General features: G+C 57.0%; 21 protein-coding genes and 1 pseudogene. 20 read left to right on the top strand and 2 right to left on the bottom strand.

Annotated elements, in window-relative coordinates:
- Window positions 1-13: 13 nt before the first annotated feature.
- Window positions 14-1,117, bottom strand: a complete 1,104-nt coding sequence (dnaN, locus tag AYR47_RS07080; protein ID WP_016970682.1) for a DNA polymerase III subunit beta — start codon at window positions 1,115-1,117, stop codon at window positions 14-16.
- Between the two features lie 38 nt (window positions 1,118-1,155).
- The gene (gene dnaA, locus AYR47_RS07075) at window positions 1,156-2,673 is read right to left on the bottom strand and encodes a chromosomal replication initiator protein DnaA (RefSeq protein WP_061434704.1); all 1,518 of its coding nucleotides are present in this window, start codon (window positions 2,671-2,673) and stop codon (window positions 1,156-1,158) included.
- Between the two features lie 585 nt (window positions 2,674-3,258).
- On the opposite strand from dnaA, the gene rpmH reads away from it, so the two are divergent.
- From rpmH to AYR47_RS06980, 20 genes and pseudogenes are all read left to right on the top strand, one after another.
- Window positions 3,259-3,393 carry a 50S ribosomal protein L34 gene (gene rpmH, locus AYR47_RS07070; RefSeq protein ID WP_003213577.1) on the top strand — a complete coding sequence of 45 codons (135 nt, stop codon included), beginning with the start codon at window positions 3,259-3,261 and terminating at the stop codon, window positions 3,391-3,393.
- Between the two features lie 16 nt (window positions 3,394-3,409).
- Window positions 3,410-3,814: a ribonuclease P protein component gene (gene rnpA / locus AYR47_RS31885; RefSeq protein ID WP_016978720.1), complete on the top strand. Its 405-nt coding sequence runs from the start codon at window positions 3,410-3,412 to the stop codon at window positions 3,812-3,814.
- Window positions 3,807-4,052 carry a membrane protein insertion efficiency factor YidD gene (gene yidD, locus AYR47_RS31880; RefSeq protein WP_010207715.1) on the top strand — a complete coding sequence of 82 codons (246 nt, stop codon included), beginning with the start codon at window positions 3,807-3,809 and terminating at the stop codon, window positions 4,050-4,052. Before rnpA ends, yidD begins: the two co-directional genes overlap by 8 nt.
- 2 nt (window positions 4,053-4,054) lie before the next feature.
- Window positions 4,055-5,737 (top strand): membrane protein insertase YidC, encoded by a 1,683-nt coding sequence (gene yidC, locus AYR47_RS07060; protein WP_061434703.1) that lies wholly within the window; start codon window positions 4,055-4,057, stop codon window positions 5,735-5,737.
- Between the two features lie 79 nt (window positions 5,738-5,816).
- Window positions 5,817-7,187: a tRNA uridine-5-carboxymethylaminomethyl(34) synthesis GTPase MnmE gene (gene mnmE / locus AYR47_RS07055; protein WP_033900487.1), complete on the top strand. Its 1,371-nt coding sequence runs from the start codon at window positions 5,817-5,819 to the stop codon at window positions 7,185-7,187.
- 551 nt (window positions 7,188-7,738) lie between these two features.
- Window positions 7,739-9,632, top strand: a pseudogene (gene mnmG, locus AYR47_RS07050) (tRNA uridine-5-carboxymethylaminomethyl(34) synthesis enzyme MnmG).
- Complete coding sequence (rsmG, locus tag AYR47_RS07045; RefSeq protein ID WP_033900490.1) at window positions 9,629-10,273, top strand: 16S rRNA (guanine(527)-N(7))-methyltransferase RsmG; 645 nt, start codon at window positions 9,629-9,631, stop codon at window positions 10,271-10,273. Before mnmG ends, rsmG begins: the two are co-directional and overlap by 4 nt.
- 18 nt (window positions 10,274-10,291) lie before the next feature.
- Complete coding sequence (locus AYR47_RS07040) at window positions 10,292-11,089, top strand: ParA family protein (protein ID WP_016978715.1); 798 nt, start codon at window positions 10,292-10,294, stop codon at window positions 11,087-11,089.
- 9 nt (window positions 11,090-11,098) lie between these two features.
- The gene (locus AYR47_RS07035) at window positions 11,099-11,971 is read left to right on the top strand and encodes a ParB/RepB/Spo0J family partition protein (protein ID WP_016970690.1); all 873 of its coding nucleotides are present in this window, start codon (window positions 11,099-11,101) and stop codon (window positions 11,969-11,971) included.
- Between the two features lie 148 nt (window positions 11,972-12,119).
- The gene (locus AYR47_RS07030; RefSeq protein ID WP_010565865.1) at window positions 12,120-12,527 is read left to right on the top strand and encodes a F0F1 ATP synthase subunit I; all 408 of its coding nucleotides are present in this window, start codon (window positions 12,120-12,122) and stop codon (window positions 12,525-12,527) included.
- A 16-nt stretch (window positions 12,528-12,543) separates the two neighbouring features.
- Window positions 12,544-13,413, top strand: a complete 870-nt coding sequence (atpB, locus tag AYR47_RS07025) for a F0F1 ATP synthase subunit A (RefSeq protein ID WP_016978714.1) — start codon at window positions 12,544-12,546, stop codon at window positions 13,411-13,413.
- Window positions 13,414-13,547: 134 nt separating this feature from the next.
- Window positions 13,548-13,805: a F0F1 ATP synthase subunit C gene (gene atpE / locus AYR47_RS07020; protein WP_002555987.1), complete on the top strand. Its 258-nt coding sequence runs from the start codon at window positions 13,548-13,550 to the stop codon at window positions 13,803-13,805.
- Between the two features lie 56 nt (window positions 13,806-13,861).
- On the top strand, window positions 13,862-14,332 hold the full coding sequence (locus AYR47_RS07015; protein WP_008439543.1) for a F0F1 ATP synthase subunit B: 471 nt from the start codon (window positions 13,862-13,864) through the stop codon (window positions 14,330-14,332).
- Window positions 14,333-14,344: 12 nt separating this feature from the next.
- Window positions 14,345-14,881 carry a F0F1 ATP synthase subunit delta gene (locus AYR47_RS07010; RefSeq protein ID WP_010207689.1) on the top strand — a complete coding sequence of 179 codons (537 nt, stop codon included), beginning with the start codon at window positions 14,345-14,347 and terminating at the stop codon, window positions 14,879-14,881.
- 21 nt (window positions 14,882-14,902) lie between these two features.
- The gene (atpA, locus tag AYR47_RS07005) at window positions 14,903-16,447 is read left to right on the top strand and encodes a F0F1 ATP synthase subunit alpha (protein ID WP_010207686.1); all 1,545 of its coding nucleotides are present in this window, start codon (window positions 14,903-14,905) and stop codon (window positions 16,445-16,447) included.
- A 50-nt stretch (window positions 16,448-16,497) separates the two neighbouring features.
- Window positions 16,498-17,358, top strand: a complete 861-nt coding sequence (atpG, locus tag AYR47_RS07000) for a F0F1 ATP synthase subunit gamma (protein WP_010207685.1) — start codon at window positions 16,498-16,500, stop codon at window positions 17,356-17,358.
- A 27-nt stretch (window positions 17,359-17,385) separates the two neighbouring features.
- On the top strand, window positions 17,386-18,762 hold the full coding sequence (gene atpD, locus AYR47_RS06995; protein WP_010207684.1) for a F0F1 ATP synthase subunit beta: 1,377 nt from the start codon (window positions 17,386-17,388) through the stop codon (window positions 18,760-18,762).
- Window positions 18,763-18,806: 44 nt separating this feature from the next.
- Window positions 18,807-19,223 carry a F0F1 ATP synthase subunit epsilon gene (locus AYR47_RS06990; protein WP_003177061.1) on the top strand — a complete coding sequence of 139 codons (417 nt, stop codon included), beginning with the start codon at window positions 18,807-18,809 and terminating at the stop codon, window positions 19,221-19,223.
- 123 nt (window positions 19,224-19,346) lie between these two features.
- Window positions 19,347-20,714, top strand: coding sequence for a bifunctional UDP-N-acetylglucosamine diphosphorylase/glucosamine-1-phosphate N-acetyltransferase GlmU (gene glmU, locus AYR47_RS06985; protein ID WP_033900496.1), 1,368 nt, complete (start codon window positions 19,347-19,349; stop codon window positions 20,712-20,714).
- Window positions 20,715-20,842: 128 nt separating this feature from the next.
- Window positions 20,843-21,610 carry a DeoR/GlpR family DNA-binding transcription regulator gene (locus AYR47_RS06980; protein WP_061434700.1) on the top strand — a complete coding sequence of 256 codons (768 nt, stop codon included), beginning with the start codon at window positions 20,843-20,845 and terminating at the stop codon, window positions 21,608-21,610.
- Window positions 21,611-21,616: the final 6 nt, after the last annotated feature.

The following is a 21,616-nucleotide window of genomic DNA, read 5'->3' as shown; positions in this document are numbered from 1 at the left end:
CTGCTGAGCATGATTACAGACGCATCGGCATGACAACATACGCCGAGTCGTCGTTATCGGATTCCTGTACCAGGGCGCTGCTGTTGGAGTCAGACAGAATCAGGCGAACCTGCTCGGTAGTCATCACACCCAGTACATCCAACAGGTAGCTCACGTTGAAGCCGATTTCCAGGGAGCCGCCGTTGTAGTCGACGCCCACTTCTTCTTCCGCCTCTTCCTGCTCCGGGTTGTTCGCCTGGATTTTCAGCTGACCATTGGCCAGTTGCAGACGGATGCCACGGTACTTCTCGTTGGACAGAATCGCGGTACGGCTGAACGCCTCACGCAGGGCCTGACGATCACCCAGTACCAGCTTGTCGCCACCTTTAGGCAGCACGCGCTCGTAATCCGGGAACTTACCGTCAACCAGCTTGGAGGTGAAGGTGAACTCACCGGTGGTCGCACGAATATGGTGTTGACCCAACACGATGCTGACGTTGCCTTCCGGCTCGGTGAGCAGACGCGCCAATTCAAGGATACCTTTGCGCGGCACAATGACTTGGTGACGATCTGGCTGACCGATATCAGCGCGCATCGAGCACATGGCCAGACGGTGACCGTCGGTGGCCACAGCGCGGATGATGCCTTCCGACACTTCCAGAAGCATGCCGTTGAGGTAGTAACGCACGTCCTGCTGAGCCATGGCGAAGCTGGTGCGCTCAATCAAACGACGCAGTTTGCTCTGCTCCAGGCTGCAGGTCAGCGAACCAGGGCCTTCTTCAACGGTCGGGAAATCATTCGCCGGCAAAGTGGACAAGGTGAAGCGGCTGCGACCGGCCTTGACCACCAACTTCGCATCATCAACCTTGATGTCGATCAGCGCGTCGTTCGGCAGGCTCTTGCAGATGTCCATCAGCTTGCGCGCCGGGACGGTGATCTCGCCGGGTTCAGCGGGCTCTTCCAGCTGCACACGACCGACCAGCTCGACTTCCAGGTCAGTACCGGTCAAGGACAATTGCTGGCCTTCGACTACCAGCAATACGTTGGAAAGCACCGGCAAGGTCTGTCGGCGCTCGACGACGCCTGCGACCAGTTGCAGGGGTTTCAACAGGGCTTCGCGTTGAATGGTGAAATGCATGGTCTAGTCCCTTGCCTTAATAAGCTGCGCTGGTGTCATCAAGTGGTCAGTGTACGCAGCAGGTTCTTGTAGTCCTCGCGAATATCCGCGTCGGATTCCTTAAGTTCATTGATCTTGCGGCACGCATGCAAGACCGTGGTGTGGTCGCGTCCGCCAAACACATCACCGATTTCCGGCAGGCTGTGGTTGGTCAGCTCCTTGGAGAGCGCCATGGCCACCTGACGGGGGCGTGCCACCGAGCGCGAGCGGCGCTTGGACAGCAGGTCGGAAATCTTGATCTTGTAGTACTCGGCCACGGTGCGCTGGATGTTATCCACACTCACCAATTTGTCCTGCAGTGCCAACAAGTCCTTCAGGGATTCACGAATCAGCTCGATGGTGATGTCGCGGCCCATAAAGTGAGAGTGCGCGATGACCCGCTTGAGCGCGCCTTCCAACTCTCGCACGTTGGAGCGGATGCGTTGAGCGATGAAGAAAGCCGCATCGTGGGGCAGGTCGACTTTGGCCTGGTCGGCCTTTTTCATCAGGATCGCGACGCGGGTTTCCAGCTCCGGCGGCTCTACCGCAACGGTCAGACCCCAACCGAAGCGAGATTTCAGACGTTCTTCCAGGCCTTCGATTTCTTTCGGGTAACGGTCACTGGTCAAGATGACCTGTTGGCCACCTTCAAGCAGGGCGTTGAAGGTGTGGAAGAACTCTTCCTGGGAGCGTTCTTTGCGGGCAAAGAATTGAATGTCATCGATCAGCAACGCATCAACCGAGCGGTAGAACCGCTTGAACTCGTTGATGGCATTGAGCTGCAAGGCCTTGACCATATCGGCCACGAAGCGCTCCGAGTGCAGGTACACGACCTTGGCATTCGGGTTCTTCTTTAATAGGTGGTTACCCACAGCGTGCATCAAGTGGGTCTTACCCAAGCCAACACCGCCATAAAGGAAGAGCGGGTTGTAACCGTGCTTGGGGTTGTCAGCAACCTGCCAGGCGGCTGCGCGAGCCAGTTGGTTGGATTTACCTTCGACGAAGTTCTCGAAGGTAAAGGTGCGGTTCAGGTAGCTGGTGTGCTTGAGCGCGCCTTCGACCTGCACAGTGCGCTGTTCGGCGCGGACCGGGGCCTGTTGGGAGGCAGCACCTGCCATCGGGTCAAAGCTGTCGCGGGACGGCTCTTCATTCTCTGCTGCATTTTTCTGCGCAGAGGATTTGGAGGGCGCTGGTGCAGGCGTCGGCGCGCTGACAGCAGGTGCTGCCGCCGCCTGGGCTTGCGACGCAGCCGCGGCCAATGGCGCATTCGGCGCAGCGCGAGGCGCCGAGCTCCGTTTGCTGCCTATTAATAAGGAGAGAACAGGCGCGAGGCCGTTGCCATGTTCATCGAGCAATTCGAGAACGCGGCTCAGGTACTTCTCGTTGACCCAGTCGAGAACAAAACGATTGGGCGCGTAGACACGCAACTCGTCGCCTTCGGCTTCGACCTGTAGCGGACGGATCCAGGTGTTGAATTGCTGGGCAGGCAGCTCTTCGCGCAAAAGCTCCACGCACTGCTGCCAAAGTTCCACTGACACGGATATCCCCTAAGTTGAAAGCCGGTGAGGCAAAAACAGCCGCCATTGTAGCGGCGAGCCGCCCACTTATCCACATGTAGGTTGATCAGAGGCCAGCCAAAATCAACGTGTTAACGGTGATAAATGCGACCAATGGTCTGTGCATAAGCTCTGTGGATAAGCGCCCTTGAGGTCGTTGTACAAGTGGGGGCGGAAGTCTGTGGGTAACTGGCCTGTGGATAACAACCCATTCCACCCACAGCTTATCCGACAGCGCAGCACAGGCAGAGCACCGTTTCTCCCCCGTGTTGTCATTCCCTGTACATCACGTGGTATATGGCCTAAAGGCAGTTATCCACAGATGATTGGCTGCCTAGCTTTTATAAGCTTTACAGAAAAGCTTTAAATAACTTCCTTCTTTATTTTTATATCTATGCCCTGACCTGAGAAAGCCGAGCGGACAGAAAACGGTAAATGAGCGGCAGAGATCTAATTAAAGGAAAAGCTGGTTGGAAATTGACCTAGAGGCTTGCTTTCTCTAGAATCGCCGGTCTCTTAAAACGGGGGCCATTCCGGCCCGTTGTGGACGAACCAGGTAACAACGCCATGAAACGTACTTTCCAACCAAGCACCATCAAACGCGCCCGTACTCACGGCTTCCGTGCTCGCATGGCCACCAAGAACGGCCGTGCTGTCCTGTCGCGTCGCCGCGCCAAAGGTCGTGCGCGTCTGGCAGTTTGATAATCCGGTACTGGTGGTGAGTCAGGACTTCAGTCGGGAAAAGCGTCTGCTAACCCCCCGGCATTTCAAGGCAGTCTTTGACTCCCCCACCGGCAAGGTTCCGGGGAAAAATCTCCTGCTCCTTGCGCGTAACAACGATCTTGATCACCCCCGTCTCGGGTTGGTGATCGGCAAGAAGAGCGTAAAGCTCTCCGTTGAGCGCAATCGCCTCAAGCGTCTGATGCGCGAATCGTTTCGCCTCCACCAGGACACTCTGGTTGGTTGGGATATTGTTATCGTCGCGCGCAAAGGCTTGGGTGATGTAGAAAACCCCGAATTGATTCAGCATTTCGGCAAGCTCTGGAAACGTCTGGCGCGTACCAACAAACCAGCTCCAGTAGCCAACACCGAAACTGTAGGGGTAGACAGTACCGATGCGTAAACTGGCCCTCGTTCCGATCCAGTTTTATCGCTATGCCATTAGTCCTCTGATGGCCAGCCACTGTCGTTTCTACCCCAGTTGTTCCTGCTACGCGTTAGAGGCCATAGAAAATCATGGTCTTCTGCGCGGTGGCTGGCTGACCTTTCGTCGTTTAGGTCGCTGTCATCCGTGGAATCCCGGTGGTTATGACCCGGTTCCACCTATCCCTACCTCCCGTTCTTCTTCGATGGCCGAGTAATCATGGATATTAAACGCACGATCCTGATCGTCGCCCTGGCAATCGTGTCCTACGTCATGGTTCTTCAGTGGAACCAGGACTACGGCCAAGCTGCCCTGCCGACTCAGAATGTTGCTACCAATCAGGCTGCGCCGGCTATTCCGGACACCCCGCTGGGTAACAATGCGTCCGCGAGTGCCGATGTTCCCAGCGCGAATGGCGAGACAAGCGCCCCTTTAGAAACGCCAGTGGTCACCAATAAAGACCTCATCCACGTTAAAACGGATGTGCTCGACCTGGCTATCGACCCACAAGGTGGTGATATCGCGCAGTTGAAACTGCCGCTGTATCCACGTCGCCAAGACCATCCGGATGTTCCGTTCCAACTGTTCGATAACGGTGGTGAACGTACTTATCTGGCGCAAAGTGGCCTGACCGGCACCAACGGTCCGGATGCACGTGCTACCGGTCGTCCGGTTTATTCGACCGAACAGAAGACTTATCAACTGGCTGATGGCCAGAACCAGTTGAACGTTGACCTGAAATTCAGCCTCGACGGCGTCAACTACATCAAGCGTTTCAGCTTTACCCGTGGTCTGTACGACTTGAAGGTCACTTACCTGATCGACAACGAAAGCGACAAACCATGGAGCGGCAACCTGTTTGCCCAGCTCAAGCGTGACGCCAGTTCCGATCCTTCTTCCAGCACTGCCACCGGCACCGCGACTTACCTGGGCGCCGCCTTGTGGACAAGTAACGAGCCGTACAAAAAAGTGTCGATGAAAGATATCGACAAGGGCTCGCTGAAAGAAACCGTCCAAGGTGGCTGGGTAGCTTGGCTGCAACACTACTTTGTGACCGCCTGGATCCCGAGCAAAGGTGACGCGAACCTGGTTCAAACCCGCAAGGACAGCCAAGGCAACTACATCATTGGCTTCACTGGCCCGGCGTTGACCGTCGCACCAGGTGCCAAGGCTGAAACCAGCGCTACCCTGTATGCCGGCCCAAAAAGCCAGGCTGTGCTGAAAGAGTTGTCCCCAGGTCTGGAACTGACTGTGGATTACGGCTTCCTGTGGTTCATCGCCCAGCCGATTTTCTGGTTGCTGCAACATATCCACAGCATTGTGGGTAACTGGGGCTTCTCGATCATCTTCCTGACCATGCTGATCAAGGGGATCTTCTTCCCTCTGTCGGCAGCCAGCTACAAGTCGATGGCGCGCATGCGTGCCGTAGCACCGAAACTGGCGGCGCTGAAAGAACAACATGGCGATGACCGGCAGAAAATGTCGCAGGCCATGATGGAGCTGTACAAGAAAGAGAAGATCAACCCGCTGGGTGGTTGCTTGCCGATTCTGGTACAGATGCCGGTATTCCTGTCGCTGTACTGGGTACTCCTGGAAAGCGTGGAAATGCGCCAGGCACCGTTCATGCTGTGGATAACTGACCTGTCGATCAAAGACCCGTTCTTTATCCTGCCGATCATCATGGGCGCGACCATGTTCATCCAGCAGCGTTTGAACCCGACTCCGCCGGATCCGATGCAGGCCAAGGTAATGAAAATGATGCCAATCATCTTCACCTTCTTCTTCCTGTGGTTCCCTGCTGGTCTGGTGCTGTACTGGGTGGTCAACAACGTGTTGTCGATCTCTCAACAGTGGTACATCACACGTAAAATCGAAGCGGCTACCGCAAAAGCCTCTACGTAATTTACTCTGTGGATAACCACTCAAGACGCCCCCTAGTGGGGCGTTTTGCTTTCCGTCACTTTAGTTCTGGAACCTGCTGATGAGCGCTCCTCGTGAAACCATCGCTGCTGTCGCTACCGCTCAAGGTCGCGGCGGTGTCGGTATCGTTCGTATCTCCGGACCGCTCGCCGGCAAGGCGGCCGAGGCTATCAGCGGCCGCGAATTGAAGCCGCGATATGCCCATTACGGGCCATTCCTCGATGCTGACAAAAGTGTGTTGGATGAGGGGCTGGCCATTTACTTCCCTGGACCAAACTCATTCACCGGCGAAGATGTCTTGGAATTGCAGGGTCACGGCGGCCCGGTTGTGCTGGATATGTTGTTGCAGCGTTGCCTGCAATTGGGCTGCCGCTTGGCTCGCCCAGGAGAGTTCAGTGAACGCGCCTTCCTGAACGACAAACTCGACCTCGCCCAGGCCGAAGCCATCGCTGACTTGATCGAAGCCAGTTCTGCACAGGCAGCACGCAATGCACTGCGCTCGCTGCAGGGTGCGTTTTCCCTGCGTGTGCATAACCTGACCGAGCAGTTGATCAGCCTGCGTATCTACGTCGAGGCGGCAATTGATTTCCCGGAGGAAGAAATCGATTTTCTCGCCGATGGCCACGTCTTGGCGATGCTGGATAAAGTCCGCGATGAGTTATCCACAGTACTGCGTGAAGCCGGGCAGGGCGCTTTGTTGCGCGATGGCATGACCGTGGTGATTGCCGGTCGGCCCAATGCCGGCAAATCCAGCCTGCTCAACGCCCTGGCGGGGCGTGAAGCGGCGATTGTTACCGAGATCGCTGGCACGACGCGGGATATCCTGCGTGAACATATCCACATCGACGGTATGCCCCTGCACGTGGTCGACACCGCTGGCTTGCGCGATACCGATGACCAGGTGGAAAAGATTGGCGTAGAACGAGCGCTCAAAGCCATCAGTGAAGCGGATCGGGTGCTGTTGGTGGTCGATGCCACCGCGCCTGAGGCCGTGGACCCTTTTGCACTGTGGCCGGAATTCCTTGAGCAACGACCGGACCCGGCGAAAGTCACCTTGATCCGTAACAAGGCCGACCTGACCGGTGAGGCCATTGCCATGGAAACCAGCGCCGATGGCCATGTCACCATCAGCCTGAGCGCGAAAGCGGCAGGGGATGGTCTGGAGTTGCTACGCGAGCACCTCAAGGCCTGCATGGGCTACGAGCAGACCTCGGAAAGCAGCTTCAGCGCACGCCGCAGGCATCTGGAGGCGTTGCGCCATGCGAGCGCAGCGTTGGAGCACGGCCGGGCACAGCTGACCTTGGCGGGCGCAGGGGAGCTGCTGGCTGAGGATTTACGTCAGGCACAGCAACTGTTGGGCGAAATCACCGGCGCATTTAGCTCCGACGATCTACTGGGGCGGATTTTTTCCAGCTTCTGTATCGGTAAATAACCCCTCGTTGCCCATAGACAGGCCATTCGCGCCTGTCTATTTCGCCCACTTCAGGGCATTTCAATCCATTTTTTGAACGACTCCACTGGTTGTGGCGGCTTTTGCGTGGGCGTCATTTGGTCGCGCAGGCACTTTTCTGTGGATTAAGCCCTGTGAATAACCGCCTCTGTGCCCAGTTGATAACAGGGCCTGAAACCTGAGTAAAAAACCGCCTGTGGATAAGCCCCTGTTTAATCCACAGGCTTAAAGCACTTATCCAAGCCCCTCATTGGCACATGACCACAGACTTTTGAATCGCTGTACACAGCGTAAACAAAGGCCTGTAGAGATCTATCCACAGAAAGGTAGCTACATAGAAATAAACATAAAAACAAAGATTTAATAAATTTCTCTCTTTTAATTTCTATTGTCTGTGATTCATCCACAGCTGGTTAAATTTTGTGCAAAGGGTTCTTTAGGAAGGGCTAAGTCCCTATACTTGCAGCCATTGCTCCAAAACCCTTTCAACAGACAATTCCTGATTACCTACATAAGCAGGCACGAGGTGCGTGGTGGATTTCCCTTCCCGTTTTGAAGTGATCGTCATCGGCGGCGGTCATGCCGGTACCGAGGCAGCACTGGCGTCAGCACGCATGGGCGTAAAAACCCTGTTGTTGACGCATAACGTGGAAACCCTCGGAGCAATGAGTTGCAACCCTGCCATTGGTGGGATCGGCAAAAGCCATCTGGTCAAGGAAATCGATGCCCTTGGCGGCGTGATGGCCATGGCTACCGATAAGGGTGGTATTCAATTTCGCGTGCTCAACAGCCGCAAAGGCCCCGCCGTACGGGCTACCCGGGCTCAAGCCGACCGTATCCTGTACAAGGCGGCCGTGCGCGAAACCCTGGAAAACCAGCCGAACCTGTGGATATTTCAACAAGCCGCGGATGACCTGATCGTCGAACAAGACCTGGTACGGGGTGTTGTCACGCAAATGGGCCTGCGTTTCTTCGCAGAATCCGTGGTGTTAACCACCGGGACGTTCCTCGGCGGACTTATCCACATCGGTATGCAGAACTATTCCGGCGGTCGCGCCGGTGATCCGCCGTCGATTGCCCTGGCAAAACGCCTGCGTGAATTACCGCTGCGTGTCGGCCGCCTGAAAACCGGGACTCCGCCGCGTATCGACGGGCGTTCTGTGGATTTCTCGGTGATGACCGAACAGGCCGGCGACACGCCGATTCCGGTCATGTCGTTCATGGGCTCCAAAGAGCAGCACCCGAAACAGGTGAGCTGCTGGATCACCCACACCAATGCCCGCACCCACGAAATCATTGCCGCGAACCTCGACCGTTCGCCGATGTACTCCGGGGTAATCGAAGGGATCGGCCCGCGTTATTGCCCATCGATCGAAGACAAGATCCACCGCTTTGCCGATAAGGAAAGCCACCAGGTGTTCATCGAGCCCGAAGGCTTGACCACCCATGAGCTGTACCCGAACGGGATTTCCACTTCCCTGCCGTTCGACGTGCAAATCCAGATCGTGCAATCGATCCGTGGCATGGAAAACGCACACATCGTGCGTCCGGGCTACGCCATCGAATACGACTACTTCGACCCGCGCGACCTGAAGTACAGCCTGGAAACCAAAGTGATTGGCGGTCTGTTCTTCGCCGGCCAAATCAACGGCACTACCGGTTACGAAGAAGCCGGCGCCCAAGGTTTGCTGGCCGGAACCAACGCAGCATTGCGTGCACAAGGCAAAGACAGCTGGTGCCCGCGTCGCGACGAAGCGTATATCGGCGTACTGGTCGATGACCTGATCACCCTGGGCACCCAGGAACCGTACCGGATGTTCACTTCCCGGGCGGAATACCGTTTGATCCTGCGCGAAGACAACGCTGACCTGCGTCTGACCGAAAAAGGTCGTGAGCTGGGCTTGGTCGATGACGCGCGTTGGGAAGCCTTCTGCAAAAAACGCGAAAGCATTGCGTTGGAAGAACAGCGTCTGAAAAGCACCTGGGTTCGCCCTGGCACCGAACAAGGCGACGCGATCGCTGAAAAATTCGGCACGCCGCTGACCCACGAATACAACTTGCTCAACCTGCTGTCGCGTCCGGAAATCGACTACGCTGGTCTGGTCGAAGTGACCGGGCCAGGGCGCAGAAGATCCCCAGGTCGCCGAGCAGGTCGAAATCAAGACCAAATACGCCGGTTACATTGACCGCCAACAGGACGAGATCGCTCGCCTGCGCGCCAGTGAAGACACCAAGCTGCCTGCGGATATCGATTACACCGGGATTTCCGGGCTGTCGAAAGAAATCCAAAGCAAGCTGGGGATAACTCGCCCCGAGACATTGGGCCAGGCTTCACGTATCCCCGGCGTCACTCCGGCAGCCATTTCGCTGTTGATGATTCATTTGAAAAAACGCGGCGCGGGCCGTCAGTTGGAGCAAAGCGCTTGAGTTCGTTGGTCACCTCGCAACACGCAGAAGAGTTATCCACAGGTGCACGCCAGTTGGGCGTCGACCTGACCGAAACCCAGCATGAGTTGCTGTTGGGGTATTTGGCGTTGTTGATCAAATGGAACAAGGCTTACAACCTGACCGCGGTGCGTGATCCCGACGAAATGGTGTCCCGTCACTTGCTCGACAGCTTGAGCGTGATGCCCTTCATCGAAAACGGTCGCTGGTTGGACGTGGGCAGTGGCGGCGGTATGCCTGGCATTCCGTTGGCCATCCTGTTTCCCGAGTCCCAAGTGACCTGCCTGGACAGCAACGGCAAGAAAACCCGCTTCCTGACCCAGGTCAAACTCGAACTCAAGCTGGATAACCTGCACGTTATCCACAGTCGCGTCGAAGCCTTCACGCCTGAACAGCCTTTCAACGGAATTGTTTCCAGGGCCTTCAGCAGCATGGAGAACTTCAGCAACTGGACACGCCACCTCGGCGACCGCGATACGCGCTGGCTGGCAATGAAGGGCGTCCATCCAAGCGATGAGCTGTTAGCATTGCCGGCAGACTTCCACCTCGATAGCGAACACGCCTTGGCCGTACCCGGTTGCCAAGGCCAACGCCATCTGCTGATACTGCGCCGCACGGCATGATTGGGAACACAAGCAAGAATGGCTAAGGTATTCGCGATAGCGAACCAGAAAGGTGGCGTGGGCAAAACCACCACCTGCATCAACCTCGCAGCATCCCTGGTCGCCACCAAGCGCCGGGTGCTGTTGATCGATCTCGATCCACAGGGCAACGCCACCATGGGTAGCGGTGTGGATAAACACGGCCTGGAAAACTCGGTCTACGACTTGCTGATTGGCGAGTGTGACCTGGCCCAGGCCATGCACTACTCCGAACACGGTGGTTATCAACTGCTGCCGGCCAACCGCGATTTGACCGCGGCGGAAGTGGTGCTGCTGGAAATGCAGATGAAGGAAAGCCGTCTGCGCAGCGCCTTGGCGCCGATCCGCGAGAATTACGATTACATTTTGATCGACTGCCCACCGTCGCTGTCGATGCTGACGCTGAATGCGTTGGTGGCCGCCGATGGGGTGATTATCCCCATGCAGTGCGAGTACTACGCACTGGAAGGGTTGAGCGACCTTGTGGATAACATCAAGCGCATCGCCGAGTTGCTCAATCCGAACCTGCAGATCGAAGGCCTGCTGCGGACCATGTTCGATCCGCGCCTGAGCCTGATGAACGATGTGTCGGCGCAGCTCAAGGAACACTTTGGTGATCAGCTTTACGACACCGTGATCCCGCGCAACATCCGTCTGGCCGAAGCGCCAAGCTACGGCATGCCCGCGCTGGCGTACGACAAGTCCTCGCGCGGCGCCATTGCCTACCTGGCCCTGGCTGGCGAGATGGTTCGCCGTCAACGCCGCAACTCACGCACCGCTGCAGCCCAGCCAACTTAAGGAATCCCCATGGCCGTCAAGAAACGAGGTCTCGGACGTGGACTGGATGCACTGTTGAGTGGTCCGACCGTCACATCGCTTGAAGAACAAGCGGTGCAGGCCGACGAGCGCGAGCTGCAACACCTGCCCCTGGACTTGATCCAGCGCGGCAAATACCAGCCACGCCGGGACATGGATCCCCAGGCGCTGGAGGAACTGGCCAATTCGATCAAGGCCCAGGGCGTGATGCAGCCGATTGTGGTTCGCCCGATTGGCGGCGGCCGCTTTGAAATCATCGCCGGTGAGCGGCGCTGGCGCGCAAGCCAGCAGGCCGGTAAGGAAACCATCCCAGCGATGGTGCGCGACGTACCAGATGAAACCGCCATCGCCATGGCGTTGATCGAAAACATCCAGCGCGAAGACCTCAACCCGATCGAGGAAGCGATCGCCCTGCAGCGTTTGCAGCAGGAGTTCCAGCTGACCCAGCAACAAGTGGCCGAGGCGGTGGGTAAATCCCGCGTGACCGTGTCCAACTTGCTGCGTTTGATAGCGCTGCCGGAAGTCATCAAGACCATGTTGTCCCACGGCGACCTGGAGATGGGGCACGCCCGTGCTTTGCTCGGTTTGCCGGAAAATCAACAGGTTGAAGGGGCGCGACACGTTGTCGCACGGGGGCTCACCGTTCGCCAGACCGAGGCGCTGGTTCGCCAGTGGCTCAGCGGCAAACCTGCACCGGTCGAAACGGCCAAACCTGATCCGGATATCGCCCGTCTCGAGCAGCGCCTGGCCGAGCGCCTGGGCTCTGCGGTGCAAATTCGCCACGGCAAGAAAGGCAAAGGGCAATTGGTCATCGGTTATAACTCGCTCGATGAGCTCCAGGGCGTCCTTGCCCACATCCGCTGAAACATTTGCTTATGTAGCGTGTGATCGGAAATCACTACCCGACAGTTGAATAGGGGCAGAACCGCCCCTATACTCTGCGCGCATTTTGTCGGCACAAATTATGCCAAGTTATTGATTTCCGGCAGCCGACCATTGAGGAGCAAGAGTGATGGAAACCCGCACGCCAAACACGTTGCCGTTCCATCGCTTGGCCGTTTTTCCGGTTTTATTGGCTCAATTTGTCATTTTGCTGATCGCCGCATTGGCGCTTTGGTATTGGCATGGAGTCGTTGCCGGATATTCAGGACTCTGCGGAGGCCTGATAGCCTTGCTGCCCAATATGTATTTTGCTCACAGGGCCTTTCGGTTTTCCGGCGCCCGAGCAGCCCAGGCTATCGTCCGGTCATTTTATGCCGGCGAGGCAGGGAAACTGATTTTGACGGCAGTGCTGTTTGCACTGACCTTTGCAGGTGTGAAGCCATTGGCGCCGCTGGCTGTATTCGGCGTCTTCGTGTTGACCCAACTGGTCAGCTGGTTCGCTCCCCTGCTAATGAAAACAAGACTTTCGAAACCTTAGGGCGTTTGAGGCAACCATGGCAGAAACAACCGCTTCGGGCTATATCCAGCACCACTTGCAGAACCTGACCTTCGGTCAGCTTCCTAATGGCGGCTGGGGCTTTGCCCACTCCGCAGCAGAGGCCAAAGAAATGGGCTTCTGGGCTTTCCACCTGGATACTCTGGGCTGGTCGGTCGCATTGGGTCTGATCTTCGTCTTCATTTTCCGCATGGCGGCAAAGAAGGCGACTTCCGGTCAACCAGGTGCTTTGCAGAACTTCGTTGAAGTACTGGTCGAATTCGTCGATGGCAGCGTGAAAGACAGCTTCCATGGCCGTAGCCCGGTGATCGCACCGCTGGCACTGACCATCTTCGTCTGGGTGTTCCTGATGAACGCCGTCGACCTGATCCCGGTTGACTGGATTCCTCAGCTGGCCATGGCGATCAGCGGCGACCCGCACATTCCATTCCGTGCCGTATCGACCACTGACCCGAACGCTACCCTGGGCATGGCCCTGTCGGTCTTCGCGTTGATCATTTTCTACAGCATCAAGATCAAGGGCATCGGCGGCTTCATCGGCGAACTGACCCTGCACCCGTTCGGCAGCAAGAACATCTTCGTTCAAGCCCTGCTGATCCCGGTGAACTTCCTGCTGGAATTCGTGACGCTGATCGCCAAGCCGATTTCCCTGGCTCTGCGACTGTTCGGCAACATGTATGCCGGCGAGCTGGTGTTCATTCTGATCGCTGTGATGTTCGGCAGCGGCCTGCTCTGGCTTAGCGGCCTGGGCATTGTTCTGCAGTGGGCGTGGGCTGTGTTCCACATCCTGATCATCACCCTGCAGGCCTTCATCTTCATGATGCTGACCATCGTCTACCTGTCGATGGCGCACGAAGAGAACCATTAAGACCAGTCTCGACTAGTCTGATGTCCTTCCCGGTCAAACGGGAAGGTAGGCCCTACCGGGCTATGAAACGATTTGTTTTACCGCTTTAAAATCTAAAAAACCTAAACCATACGACGTAAAAGTCGGGAGGAAAGATGGAAACTGTAGTTGGTCTAACCGCTATCGCTGTTGCACTGTTGATCGGCCTGGGCGCCCTGGGTACTGCCATTGGTTTCGGCCTGCTGGGCGGCAAGTTCCTGGAAGGCGCAGCGCGTCAGCCAGAAATGGTTCCAATGCTGCAAGTTAAAATGTTCATCGTCGCCGGCCTGCTCGACGCCGTGACCATGATCGGTGTTGGTATCGCTCTGTTCTTCACCTTCGCGAACCCTTTCGTTGGTCAACTCGCCGGTTAATCACTCGTCTTTTCGAGTGATTGGTGTGTTGTGCAACGAATGAGCGAGGTATTGGCGTGAACATTAATGCAACCATTATTGGTCAGTCCTTAGCGTTCTTGATTTTTGTCGTTTTCTGCATGAAGTTCGTATGGCCTCCGGTCATCGCAGCTCTGCACGAACGTCAGAAGAAGATCGCGGATGGGCTGGACGCTGCAGCACGAGCAGCTCGCGACCTGGAGTTGGCCCAAGATAAAGCGGGTCAACAACTGCGCGAAGCGAAAGCTCAAGCAGCCGAAATCATTGAGCAAGCCAAGAAACGCGGTAACCAGATCGTTGAAGAGGCTGTTGAAAAAGCCCGTATCGACGCTGACCGTGTGAAGGTTCAGGCTCAGGCCGAGATCGAGCAGGAACTGAACGGTGTCAAAGATGCGCTGCGTGCCCAACTGGGTGCTCTGGCCGTCGGCGGTGCTGAGAAGATCCTGGGTGCCACAATCGATCAAAACGCGCACGCGGAGCTGGTAAACAAACTGGCTGCTGAAATTTAAGCGAGGGCGATCATGGCAGAATTGACCACGTTGGCCCGACCTTACGCTAAGGCAGCCTTCGAGCACGCCCAGGCCCACCAGCAGCTGGCCTCTTGGTCAGCCATGCTCGGCCTGGCTGCAGCAGTGTCGCAAGACGACACGATGCAGCGCGTGCTCAAGGCCCCGCGACTGACGAGCGCAGACAAGGCCGCCACTTTTATTGAAGTGTGCGGCGACAAGTTCGATGTGAAGGTACAGAACTTCATCCACGTCGTTGCCGAAAACGACCGTCTCCTGCTTCTGCCGGAGATTGCCGCTCTGTTCGACCTGTACAAGGCCGAGCAAGAGAAGTCGGTAGACGTTGAAGTGACCAGTGCTTTTGCATTGAACCAAGAACAGCAAGACAAACTCGCCAAGGTTCTCAGTGCACGACTCGACCGGGAAGTGCGCCTGCAAGTTGCGGAAGACAAGTCCCTCATTGGGGGCATTGTCATTCGCGCCGGCGACCTGGTTATCGATGGCTCGATTCGCGGCAAACTCGCGAATCTTGCCGAAGCATTGAAATCTTGAGTTTGAAGGGGCAGCAGAGCAATGCAGCAACTCAATCCTTCCGAAATAAGTGAAATTATCAAGGGCCGCATCGACAAGCTCGATGTGACCTCCCAAGCCCGTAACGAAGGCACTGTCGTCAGCGTATCTGACGGTATCGTGCGGATTCACGGTCTGGCCGACGTAATGTCCGGCGAGATGATCGAGTTTCCGGGCGGCGTCTTCGGTATGGCCCTCAACCTGGAGCAGGACTCCGTAGGTGCCGTAATCCTGGGCGCTTACCAGTCTCTGGCTGAAGGCATGAGCGCCAAGTGCACAGGCCGCATCCTGGAGGTTCCGGTTGGTAAGGAACTGCTGGGTCGCGTAGTCGACGCACTGGGTAACCCTGTTGACGGCAAAGGTCCACTGGGCAACACCGAGACCGACGCGGTCGAGAAAGTTGCTCCAGGCGTGATCTGGCGTAAGTCGGTAGACCAGCCTGTACAGACTGGCTACAAGGCTGTCGATGCCATGATCCCTGTCGGCCGTGGCCAGCGTGAGCTGATCATCGGTGACCGTCAGATCGGTAAAACCGCTCTGGCGATCGACGCGATCATCAACCAGAAAGACAGCGGCATTTTCTGCGTCTACGTAGCCATTGGTCAGAAGCAATCGACCATCGCCAACGTGGTTCGCAAGCTGGAAGAGAACGGCGCACTGAAAAACACGATCATCGTGGCTGCCAGTGCTTCGGAATCGCCTGCACTGCAATACCTGGCACCGTATGCCGGTTGCACCATGGGTGAATTCTTCCGCGACCGCGGTGAAGACGCGCTGATCGTTTATGACGATCTGTCCAAGCAAGCAGTGGCTTACCGCCAGATTTCCCTGCTGCTGCGCCGTCCACCAGGCCGTGAAGCTTACCCAGGCGACGTGTTCTATCTCCACTCCCGTCTGCTGGAACGCGCATCCCGCGTTTCGGAAGAGTACGTAGAGAAGTTCACCAACGGCGCAGTGACCGGCAAAACCGGTTCCCTGACCGCACTGCCGATCATCGAAACCCAGGCTGGCGACGTTTCCGCGTTCGTTCCGACCAACGTGATTTCCATCACCGACGGTCAGATCTTCCTGGAATCGGCCATGTTCAACTCAGGCATCCGTCCTGCAGTGAACGCCGGTGTTTCGGTATCCCGTGTGGGTGGTGCCGCTCAGACCAAGATCATCAAGAAGCTCTCCGGTGGTATCCGTACCGCTCTGGCTCAGTACCGTGAACTGGCGGCATTCGCCCAGTTCGCTTCTGACCTGGACGAAGCGACCCGTAAGCAACTTGAGCATGGTCAGCGCGTTACCGAGCTGATGAAGCAGAAGCAATACGCCCCAATGTCGATCGCTGACATGGCGTTGTCGCTGTATGCCGCTGAGCGTGGGTTCCTGACTGACGTCGAAATCGCCAAGGTCGGCAGCTTTGAACAAGCGCTGATTGCTTACTTCAACCGCGATCACGCCGACTTGTTGGCCAAGATCAACGTGAAGGGTGACTTCAATGACGAAATCGACGCTGGCCTCAAAGCCGGTATCGAGAAGTTCAAGGCCACCCAAACCTGGTAAGCCGCAGCGGGAGCCGCAAGGCTCCCGCTTGCTAACCTGATAGGTGTTACATGGCAGGCGCAAAAGAGATTCGCAGTAAGATTGCGAGCATCAAAAGCACGCAAAAAATTACCAGCGCCATGGAAAAAGTGGCGGTCAGCAAAATGCGCAAGGCACAAATGCGCATGGCTGCTAGCCGTCCTTATGCGGAGCGTATCCGCCAGGTAATTGGGCATCTGGCCAACGCCAACCCGGAATACCGCCACCCCTTCATGATCGACCGCGAAGTTAAGCGTGTGGGTTATGTGGTTGTGAGCAGTGACCGTGGTTTGTGCGGTGGTTTGAATACCAACCTGTTCAAGGCCCTGGTCAAGGACATGGCGGTAAACCGCGAAAAGGGCGTCGAGATCGATCTGTGTGTTGTTGGTAGCAAGGGTGCGGCCTTTTTCCGCAACTTCGGCGGCAACGTCGTAGCAGCTATCAGCCACCTGGGTGAAGAGCCGTCGATCAATGATTTGATCGGCAGTGTGAAGGTGATGCTGGATGCGTACCTGGAAGGCCGGATTGACCGCCTCTCCGTGGTATCCAACAAGTTCATCAACACCATGACCCAGCAGCCAACCGTGGAGCAATTGATTCCACTGGTGGCGACTCCGGATCAGGAACTCAAGCACCACTGGGACTACCTCTACGAACCAGACGCCAAAGAGCTGCTTGACGGCTTGATGGTGCGCTACGTGGAGTCGCAGGTGTACCAGGCGGTGGTCGAGAACAACGCAGCTGAACAAGCGGCGCGGATGATCGCGATGAAAAACGCTACCGATAACGCCGGTGATCTGATCAGCGATTTGCAGCTGATCTACAACAAGGCGCGTCAGGCTGCGATCACCCAAGAGATCTCGGAAATCGTCGGCGGCGCTGCCGCGGTTTAACGGTTCAAATATTCAGAGGATCCAGCTATGAGTAGCGGACGTATCGTTCAAATCATCGGCGCCGTTATCGACGTGGAATTTCCACGCGACAGCGTACCGAGCATCTACAACGCGCTGAAAGTACAAGGCGCGGACACTACTCTGGAAGTTCAGCAACAGCTGGGCGACGGCGTAGTTCGTACCATTGCGATGGGTTCCACCGAAGGCTTGAAGCGCGGTCTGGACGTTGTCGACTCTGGCGCAGCCATCTCCGTACCGGTCGGTAAAGCGACCCTGGGCCGGATCATGGACGTACTGGGCAACCCGATTGACGAAGCGGGTCCGATCGACACCGAAGAGCGTTGGGGCATTCACCGTCCAGCACCTTCGTTCGCGGAACAAGCTGGCGGCAACGACCTGCTGGAAACCGGCATCAAGGTTATCGACCTGGTCTGCCCGTTCGCCAAAGGCGGTAAAGTCGGTCTGTTCGGTGGTGCCGGTGTAGGCAAGACCGTAAACATGATGGAACTGATCCGTAACATCGCCATCGAGCACAGCGGTTATTCCGTGTTCGCCGGTGTGGGTGAGCGTACCCGTGAGGGTAACGACTTCTACCACGAGATGAAGGACTCCAACGTTCTGGACAAAGTGGCACTGGTTTACGGTCAGATGAACGAGCCGCCGGGTAACCGTCTGCGCGTAGCACTGACTGGCCTGACCATGGCCGAGAAGTTCCGTGACGAAGGTAACGACGTTCTGCTGTTCGTCGACAACATCTATCGTTACACCCTGGCCGGTACTGAAGTATCCGCACTGCTGGGCCGTATGCCTTCGGCAGTAGGTTACCAGCCGACCCTGGCTGAAGAGATGGGCGTTCTGCAAGAACGTATCACTTCGACCAAGGAAGGTTCGATCACTTCGATCCAAGCGGTATACGTACCTGCGGATGACTTGACCGACCCGTCGCCAGCGACCACCTTCGCCCACTTGGACGCCACCGTCGTACTGTCCCGTGACATCGCTTCCCTGGGTATCTACCCAGCGGTCGATCCACTCGACTCGACTTCGCGCCAGCTGGATCCGAACGTGATCGGCCAGGAGCACTACGACACCGCTCGCGGCGTTCAGTACGTGCTGCAGCGTTACAAAGAACTGAAGGACATCATTGCGATCCTGGGTATGGACGAGCTGTCGGAAGCCGACAAGCAGTTGGTAAACCGTGCTCGTAAGATCCAGCGTTTCTTGTCGCAGCCGTTCTTCGTGGCTGAAGTCTTCACCGGTGCATCGGGTAAATACGTTTCCCTGAAAGACACCATTGCTGGCTTCAAAGGCATCCTCAACGGTGACTACGACCACCTGCCAGAACAAGCGTTCTACATGGTCGGCGGCATCGAAGAAGCGATCGAGAAAGCCAAGAAACTGTAATCCAGGCGCCCGGAAACGGGCGCTCATCAGGTTGAGGCAATCAGATGGCTATGACAGTCCATTGCGATATCGTCAGCGCGGAAGGGGAAATCTTCTCCGGTCTGGTAGAGATGGTGATTGCACACGGCGAACTCGGTGACCTTGGTATTGCCATGGGTCACGCGCCGTTGATCACCAGCTTGAAGCCAGGTCCGATTACTCTGACCAAGCAAGGCGGGGAAAAAGAGGTGTTTTACATCTCGGGTGGTTTCCTCGAGGTTCAGCCGAACATGGTCAAGGTACTTGCCGACACCGTGCAACGTGCTGGCGACCTGGATGAAGCCTCCGCTCAGGAAGCCGTCAAGGCTGCTGAGAAGGCCCTGAACGAAAAGGGTGCGGACTTCGACTACAGCGCTGCTGCTGTACGTCTGGCCGAGGCTGCAGCTCAGCTGCGCACGCTCCAGCAGATCCGCAAGAAGTAATCGGCCACGCCGTCATGCTTCATGCGCGATTGATTAAAAAGGGTAGCCTCGGCTACCCTTTTTCTTTTTCAGCAAAACACTTCTCTGGTCTGAAGTCGGACCGCCCAGGATTGGTAGCCACTCATGTCTCTTGAAATCGTCATTCTCGCCGCAGGCCAGGGCACCCGCATGCGTTCAGCCCTGCCCAAGGTGCTGCACCCGGTTGCCGGCAATTCCATGCTGGGCCATGTTATCCACAGCGCTCGGCAACTCGATCCACAGCGCATTCACGTGGTGATCGGCCATGGTGCCGATGTGGTACGTGAGCGCCTCGCCGCGGACGATCTGAATTTCGTATTGCAAGACAAACAACTGGGCACCGGCCACGCCACCGCCCAAGCCGTACCCTTCATCAGCGCCGACACCGTGCTGATCCTCTACGGTGACGTGCCGCTGATCGAAGTCGAAACCCTGCAACGCCTGCTCAAGCACGTCGTGCCTGGGCAGATGGGCCTGCTGACGGTTGAACTGGATGATCCTACTGGTTACGGGCGCATCGTGCGTAACGCCGATGGCAAGGTTGCCGCTATCGTTGAGCACAAAGATGCCAGCGAAGCCCAACGCGCTATTACCGAGGGCAACACCGGGATCCTGGCGGTCCCCGCCGATAAGCTCGGCGATTGGATGAGCCGTCTGTCCAACAACAACGCCCAGGGCGAGTACTACCTCACCGACGTCATCGAGATGGCGGTCAGTGATGGCCTGTTGGTTGCCACCGAGCAGCCCCACGACCCGATGGAAGTGCAGGGCGCCAACGACCGCAAGCAACTCGCTGAACTGGAGCGTCACTACCAATTGCGCGAAGGCCGTCGCCTGATGGCCCAAGGCGTGACCTTGCGTGACCCGGCACGCTTCGATGTACGGGGTGAAGTGACTGTTGGCCGCGATGTGCTGATCGACATCAACGTGATCCTCGAAGGTCGCGTGATCATCGAAGACGACGTGGTAATTGGCCCGAACTGTGTGATCAAGGACAGCACCCTGCGCAAAGGCGTGGTGGTCAAGGCCAACAGTCATCTGGACGGCGCGGTGATGGGTGAGGGCAGCGATGCGGGTCCGTTTGCGCGACTGCGCCCCGGAACCGTGATGGGCGCCAGGGCGCACGTGGGCAATTTCGTCGAGCTGAAAAACGCCAAAATGGGTGACGATGCGAAGGCTGGCCACTTGGCCTACCTCGGTGATGCGGTGATTGGGGCTCGCAGCAATATTGGCGCGGGTGCCATTACCTGTAATTACGACGGCGCGAACAAATACCAGACCACCATTGGTGAAGACGTATTTATCGGCTCCAACAATTCGCTGATCGCCCCCGTTTCCATCGGAGATGGCTCGAACACGGCGGCGGGTTCGACCATCAACCAGGATGTGGATAAGTCTCAACTGGCGGTAGCCCGCGCCCGCCAACGCAACATCGACGGCTGGAAGCGCCCGGTCAAAATCAAAAAGAGCTGAGTTATCCACATTCACTGAAACCTGTTGGCTAATCACCCACAGGTTTTTTTATACCTGCCGGTTGACGATTTTCTCGGAATAGGTTTTGATTGCCTTCGTTATCTTTCGAAACGAAACTTAAAGCCAAAATGTCGAAACGAAATACGCCCCAACGACGCCACAACATCCTGACCTTGCTCAATGAACAGGGCGAAGTCAGCGTGGATGAATTGGCCAAGCGTTTCGAAACCTCGGAAGTTACGATCCGTAAGGACCTGGCCGCCCTCGAAAGCAACGGCCTGCTGCTGCGTCGCTACGGGGGCGCAATCACCATGCCCCAGGAGTTGGTGGGCGACGCTGCCCAGCCCATCTCGGTGTACAAGCGCGCCATCGCCCGTGCCGCCGTGATGCGCCTGCGTGAACACGCCCGCATCATCATCGACAGCGGCAGCACCACCGCCGCCATGATCCCCGAACTGGGCCACCAGCCAGGCCTGGTGGTGATGACCAACTCCCTGCACGTGGCCAGCGCCTTGAGCGAACTGGAACATGAGCCGGTGCTGTTGATGACCGGTGGCACCTGGGACCCGCATTCGGACTCGTTCCAGGGGCAGGTCGCCGAGCAAGTGCTGCGCTCTTACGACTTCGATCAACTGTTCATCGGTGCCGACGGCATCGACTTGGAGCGCGGCACCACCACCTTCAACGAGTTGCTGGGCCTGAGCCGCGTCATGGCCGAGGTCGCCCGTGAAGTGGTGGTCATGGTCGAATCCGACAAGATCGGCCGCAAGATTCCCAACCTGGAACTGCCCTGGAGCAGCGTCCATACCCTTATCACCGATGATCGCCTGCCGCTTGAGGCCCGCGACCAGATCCAAGCCCGCGGCATTACGCTGATATGCGCGGCAATCATCTAGGAGAAA

Origin of the sequence: Pseudomonas azotoformans, from assembly GCF_001579805.1 — a bacterium.
GTDB classification, from domain to species: domain Bacteria; phylum Pseudomonadota; class Gammaproteobacteria; order Pseudomonadales; family Pseudomonadaceae; genus Aquipseudomonas; species Aquipseudomonas azotoformans_A.
The sequence above is the reverse complement of the archived record's forward strand: the minus strand, read 5'-3'. Positions and strand labels throughout refer to the sequence as shown.